The organism is Acinetobacter lwoffii, assembly GCF_022809915.1.
In the GTDB taxonomy this organism is placed as follows: Bacteria; Pseudomonadota; Gammaproteobacteria; order Pseudomonadales; family Moraxellaceae; genus Acinetobacter; species Acinetobacter lwoffii_M.
The window spans coordinates 23,292-29,291 of the sequence record NZ_JALGQY010000036.1; the positions used below are offsets into that span (position 1 = coordinate 23,292).

5 protein-coding genes and 1 pseudogene are annotated in these 6,000 nt (G+C 44.1%); 2 read left to right on the plus strand and 4 right to left on the minus strand.

The features are described 5' to 3' along the window. The first annotated feature begins 75 nt into the window (after window positions 1–75). Window positions 76–1,419: an NADP-specific glutamate dehydrogenase gene (gene gdhA, locus MTX11_RS14335; RefSeq protein ID WP_005246929.1), complete on the plus strand. Its 1,344-nt coding sequence runs from the start codon at window positions 76–78 to the stop codon at window positions 1,417–1,419. 68 nt (window positions 1,420–1,487) lie between these two features. Here the strand turns inward: gdhA and MTX11_RS14340 are convergent, their stop codons facing one another. The 3 genes from MTX11_RS14340 to rlmH form a co-directional block, all read right to left on the minus strand. Continuing rightward, window positions 1,488–2,261, minus strand: a complete 774-nt coding sequence (locus MTX11_RS14340; protein ID WP_243475413.1) for an META and DUF4377 domain-containing protein — start codon at window positions 2,259–2,261, stop codon at window positions 1,488–1,490. A 127-nt stretch (window positions 2,262–2,388) separates the two neighbouring features. Further along, a complete protein-coding gene (locus MTX11_RS14345) occupies window positions 2,389–3,165 on the minus strand; it encodes a DODA-type extradiol aromatic ring-opening family dioxygenase (protein ID WP_005246927.1) in 777 nt (258 codons plus the stop codon). A gap of 110 nt (window positions 3,166–3,275) precedes the next feature. Beyond that, a complete protein-coding gene (gene rlmH, locus MTX11_RS14350) occupies window positions 3,276–3,758 on the minus strand; it encodes a 23S rRNA (pseudouridine(1915)-N(3))-methyltransferase RlmH (RefSeq protein ID WP_004646335.1) in 483 nt (160 codons plus the stop codon). Between the two features lie 167 nt (window positions 3,759–3,925). Between rlmH and MTX11_RS14355 the strand changes: the two genes are divergently transcribed. Continuing rightward, a complete protein-coding gene (locus MTX11_RS14355; RefSeq protein ID WP_243475414.1) occupies window positions 3,926–4,858 on the plus strand; it encodes a M28 family peptidase in 933 nt (310 codons plus the stop codon). A 72-nt stretch (window positions 4,859–4,930) separates the two neighbouring features. Here the strand turns inward: MTX11_RS14355 and MTX11_RS14360 are convergent. Further along, a pseudogene (locus MTX11_RS14360) lies at window positions 4,931–5,926 on the minus strand (S16 family serine protease); the annotation flags it as partial. Between the last annotated feature and the right edge of the window lie 74 nt (window positions 5,927–6,000).

Consider the following 6,000-nt stretch of genomic DNA (forward strand, 5'->3'; position numbering starts at 1 on the left):
AATATTTTGCGCCAAAATTTAACATTGATTGTAAATTTGACCAATTTTGATCCATTTTCTGCTGAGGATTAAGCGTTGAAATACAACACACTTAATGAGTTCCTAGATTACGTAAAATCACGTGATGCACATCAACCAGAATTTCTTCAAGCTGTAGAAGAAGTGATGACCAGTTTGTGGCCGTTCATTGAAAAGAATCCACAATACGCAGCACATGGTTTACTAGAACGTCTAGTTGAGCCAGAACGTGCGATCCAGTTCCGAGTTTCTTGGGTAGATGACCAAGGTCAGACTCAAGTAAACCGTGCGTTCCGCGTACAGTACAACTCAGCGATCGGTCCATTTAAAGGTGGTATGCGTTTCCACCCTTCAGTGAATCTTTCAATCCTAAAATTCTTAGGCTTTGAGCAAACATTTAAAAATGCTTTAACCACACTTCCTATGGGGGGTGGTAAAGGCGGTTCTGATTTTGACCCTAAAGGCAAATCAGAAGGCGAAATCATGCGTTTCTGTCAGGCTTTAATGATCGAGCTATATCGTCACCTGGGTGCGAACACAGATATCCCTGCAGGTGATATTGGTGTAGGCGGTCGTGAAGTGGGATACATGGCCGGCATGATGAAAAAATTAAGTAACGACACGGCATGTGTATTCACTGGTAAAGGTTTAACTTTCGGTGGTTCATTGGCACGTCCGGAAGCAACGGGTTACGGTACTGTGTATTTCGCTGAGGAAATGCTTAAGTCTCGTGGCGAAAGCTTCAAAGATAAAGTCGTTGCGATTTCAGGTTCTGGTAACGTTGCGCAATATGCTGCTGAAAAAGCAATGTACCTCGGTGCGAAAGTGGTTTCACTTTCTGACTCTGCGGGTACAGTTCACGTTAAAGACGGTTTCACTGATGCGCTTCTTGCTGAAGTCATGGAACTTAAAAATGTAAAACGTGGCCGTATTTCAGAATTCGCGTCTAAACACGGTTTTGAATATCTTGAAGGACAACGTCCTTGGGGTATCAAGTGTGATATCGCATTGCCATGTGCGACTCAAAACGAACTGGATGCAGACGACGCTGCTCAGCTTCTTGCAAACGGTGTAATCTGTGTAGCTGAAGGTGCGAACATGCCTTCTACACTTGAAGCGGTTGAGAAATTCGTTGAAGCGAAAATTCTTTATGCGCCAGGTAAAGCATCAAATGCAGGTGGTGTGGCAACTTCTGGTCTGGAAATGTCTCAAAACGCATTGCGTTTAGGCTGGACTTTCGAAGAAGTTGACGAGCGCTTACACGCGATCATGAAAGAAATTCACCGCAACTGCGTAAAATTCGGTACTAAAGAAGACGGTACTGTGAACTATGTTGACGGTGCAAACATTGCGGGCTTCGTAAAAGTTGCTGATGCAATGCTTGCTCAAGGCGTATTCTAAGTCTGACTTAGTCTAAGCTGAAAAAAACCGGGGCTATTGCCCCGGTTTTTTTATTTTCCTTTTTTGTTTTAGAGTGTGGCTTTTACCACTTCACGCTCTACTGCCATATCAAATACATAGGCATATTTAGACTGGTCTGCAGCCAGATTCTTAATTTCAAAACGTTTAACCCGGATAATCTGGCGCTCATCTGGTGAGTGCTGAAAGCCTTCAATCTGGTCATAGAATAAAGTCCAGTCTTTATCGACCTGAGTTTTCAGGCCATTCTGATCATATTTCACTTCTTTGACTTGCAAGCAACTTTGTTGGACCACGCCGGTACAGGGTTTAGTGTCAGGAGCAATTTCCAGAAAAATTGTTTCAGCCTGACCTTGGTATTTGGTTTCCGGAGTCATTTTCCCGATAAATTCATAGGTTTGACCATTTGCGGCCATCAACGTCAGGGTCGGCTTGTTAGGATCTGTTACATTGAGCATAAAAGGAATGTCACGCTTCTGTAAAAGCTGGCTGACAAAACGTTCCTGCTCCATCAAGGCTGCATCACAGGCCATTTCAGTGCCTACAACTTCGCTGGTGGTGATGATATTGTTTTTGACTGACCAGGTCGTCCCGAGTCCATTACAGCCCGTCACGGCGCTCAGCCGGCCTTGAGCATCAAAACTGAGTACGATTGGTCGTTTTAGTCCACGATTCAGTTCCCAATGATAGGCTGGAAGAATCTGATCTGCATTTTTTTGTTGGATGATGGCCACCGCACGATCTCCAGCTCGTTGAATATCGCTGGACTGACAGGCTGCAAAAGTTAAAGGCAATAATGCTAGCACAATAAATTTTAATTTCATGGACTTATAATGAAGTATATAAAGTTCAAACAATAATAATGGATGTATTGCGAAAAAATATGGATACATTTCGCAGCTTTAAGTTGAAAAATGTATCCATCATTAAGATTTTAGCGCTGAAGCAAGATTAATCGAAGCGATAAATATCCATGCCGAGTGAACCCATGGTGAAACTGCTATGTACCAGACTAAAACGCTGACCTGTGCCCATCGCAAAGAAAATCGGAGCAAAATGTTCCAGCGTTGGATGATTCCGTGCCATATGCGGAATATTGGACCAGTCCAGTACAGCATCATAATCATTGTGCGTCAGTTTATGCACCACAAAATTACGGAAGCCTGAGGCCCATTCGGGTACATCAGCAGCCGATCCATCCCAAGACAGTTCACGTAAATTATGGGTAATACTGCCCGAACCAATCAGCAGGATTTGCTGTTCACGTAAAGGTGCGAGACTTTGACCAATCTGATAAATCTCATCCGCACTCATCGACATGGGTAAGGAAATTTCTACCACGGGAATGTTGGCATCTGGATACATATGTAGCAGCGGCATCCATACACCATGATCACGCGGACGGGTACTGTTGGCATGTGCAGAAAAGCCGGCATTGGCCAGCAAGCCTAAGACTTTCTCGGCCAGTTCAGGATTTCCCGGTGCAGGGTAGCGTAATTGATACAGTTCAGGCGGGAAACCACGAAAATCATGCCAGGTTTCTGGGCGAATTGCGCTACTGACTTCCAGCGCCTCACTTTCCCAGTGCGCAGACATCACAATAATCGCTTCCGGGCGTGGCAGATTTTCGCTCAAACGATGCAAGGCAGGACCCACTTGCTCAGGATTCAGCGCCAGCATAGGAGAGCCATGAGAAATAAATAAGCCGGGCAACGTTTGTAAGTTCATAATTCAAACCACATCTAGAAGATGCCTCAATAATGCATGAAAAATAGAAATAAGAGCAGGGGAGATTATTCAACAAAACGTTGCATATAAAGAACGCTTTAGCAAAATCATTAGCCTGCCCGATGATAAGGATGATTATTATTGATGCTCATAGCACGATAGAGCTGCTCGATCAGCATGACACGTACCAGTGGATGCGGCAGAGTTAACTTGGAAAGTGACCAGTGCCATGCAGCAGCTTTACGCACGGCTTCTGAGTGACCATCCGGTCCACCAATTGCAAGTGCTACATCATTGCCTTCCAGCATCCAGCCTTTCATGGTTTCAGCCAGTTTCTCGGTACTGAATTCGCGTCCGCCCACTTCTAGTGCAATCAGGGTTTCATTCTGCTTGAGCGCATTTAAAATGCTGTCGCCCTCAATATTGCGGTATTTCAGAATATCCGCTTCAGAATCATTTTTCCCGCGCTTGGCCATCGGCAGTTCAATAATCTGGGTCTGTACAAAAGGCTGAATACGTTTGAAATAATCTTCAAAACCAGTCAGCACCCACGCTGGCATTTTTTGACCAATGGTCAGGATACGGATTTTCATACAGACAGATCAATAATTGGATACCTCATTATAACGATCAAACAACATGAAGTTGAGCAGGGAAACAAATTGAAATTGAAATGAGAGATTTAGTGTTGCTTTAATGTCCGTAGTTCAAGTATCCGCTTGATAAAGGAATGGAATAATAATAAATGCGGAACAGTGTCATGATAAAAGGATGTTGTACTGTGCTGCTGTTGCTGATTGGCCTCATAGGGCCAAGCCTCAGTGTGGCCAATTCGAGCAAAAATGCTCAGGTCTCTCATCTGGAATTATTTTTTAGCCAGATCATGAGTGTCGATGAATACCGAAATTATAAAAATCTGAAAGAGCTGAACCGGGTGTCTGCCTGGATTAAAGGGCAGATGCAGCGCTTTGGCATCCCATGCCAGTTTCAGGTTTATGTAGTCAATAACCTGAGTTACCGAAATGTCATCTGTAGCTTGGATACTCAAGCCAAAACCAAAATGGTGATGGGAGCGCATTATGATGTCTTTAGTACCCGAAACGGTGCTGATAATAATGCCTCAGGAGTAGCGGGTTTACTTGAAACCGCAAGATTACTGGCCCTGCAAAAAGCCAAGCTCAAACATGATGTCGAATTTGCTTTCTATACCCTTGAAGAGCCGCCTTTTTTCAAGACAGAACATATGGGTAGTTATATGCATGCCAAATCTTTAAAAAAGCAGAAGCAGAAAATTAAGGGCGTGGTGATTCTGGATTCGATTGGCTATTTTGATGAACATCAGGTGCAGAGCTATCCCGTCGGATTAAAATGGATTTATCCACGACATGGTAATTTCATTGCAACGATCGGGCATTTAGCATCGACTGGCCTGACTGGAGATTATTGTGCTGCTATGCAGCGTTTTAACCGTCTGGAGTGTCAGCGTTTTGTCAGCCCAAGTTTTGCTCAGGATATGAATTTTTCTGGTTATCTGAATTATGCCAAATTCAACTATTCGACCATGCTGATTACCGATACTGCGAGTTATCGTAATCCTTATTACAATACCGAATTGGATACCCTCGACAAGCTTGATCTGAACAAGATGACTCATGTGATTGATGGATTGGTTACGATGGCACTACAGCCATAATTCAGTTGTTTTATTCAATAACTCAATAAAAAACCCTGCCGAAGCAGGGTTTTTTATACGAAACATCAAGTCTTAATGACGCGCTGCTTTCGCTTCTTCTTTGGTTTTCACAATTGGTGCTTTAACCAAGGCTTTTGGCAAAGAGGTCAGTGCCAGCGGTAAAATCTCATCAATCGATTTTACGGCTTTAATTTCTAGACCTTCTTTGACATTTTCTGGAATTTCCGCCAGGTCACGTACGTTTTCCTGTGGAATGAATACCAGCTTGATGCCACCACGATGGGCTGCCAAAAGTTTCTCTTTCAAGCCACCGATACGCAGCGCACGACCGCCCAGACTGGTTTCACCTGTCATCGCGATATCCGGACGAATCGGGATACCTGTGAAAGCAGACACCAATGCTGTAGTCAAAGCCAAACCTGCCGATGGACCATCTTTCGGTGTTGCGCCTTCAGGTAAATGCACATGCACGTCGGTTTCTTCAAAGCGCGAGGCTTCGATGCCGAGTTCATCCGCACGGGTACGCACTACAGTCATCGCAGCGGTAATCGATTCTTTCATGACATCGCCAAGAGAACCGGTGGTAATGAACTTGCCTTTACCTGGGACTGCTGCAACTTCAATGGTCAGTAATTCACCGCCGACAGAAGTCCAAGCCAGACCATTTACACGGCCAATTTGCGCTTCTTCTTCCGCCATACCGTAGTCAAATTTATGTGGACCCAAGTAATCTGGAAGATTTCCTGCGGTCACTTCAACCTGAAGGTTTTTGGCTTTCTTGCTAACCGCTTCTTTTACCACTTTACGTGCAATTTTTGACACTTCACGTTCAAGGTTACGAACACCGGCTTCACGGGTATAACGGCGCACGATGTCACGAATCGCCTCTTCATGCACGGTCAATTCTTTGGCACGTAGACCATTGTTCTTGATTGCTTTAGGAACAAGGTAACGATCCGCAATATTGACTTTCTCTTCTTCGGTATAACCCGGAAGACGAATCACTTCCATACGGTCTAGCAGGGCCTCAGGAATGTTCATGCTGTTTGCAGTACAGATAAACATTAGACTTCCGTCATAAATCAAAAAACGTACAATTTATTTGATCTTAAAGTAATCAGCAAAATTATTTAATTCAAGGG

Coding starts and splice junctions, on each gene's coding strand:
- MTX11_RS14345 (WP_005246927.1), bottom strand. CDS start 3,165: ATGAACTTACAAACGTTGCCCGGCTTATTTATTTCTCATGGCTCTCCT.
- MTX11_RS14340 (WP_243475413.1), bottom strand. CDS start 2,261: ATGAAATTAAAATTTATTGTGCTAGCATTATTGCCTTTAACTTTTGCA.
- rlmH (WP_004646335.1), bottom strand. CDS start 3,758: ATGAAAATCCGTATCCTGACCATTGGTCAAAAAATGCCAGCGTGGGTG.
- MTX11_RS14355 (WP_243475414.1), top strand. CDS start 3,926: ATGATAAAAGGATGTTGTACTGTGCTGCTGTTGCTGATTGGCCTCATA.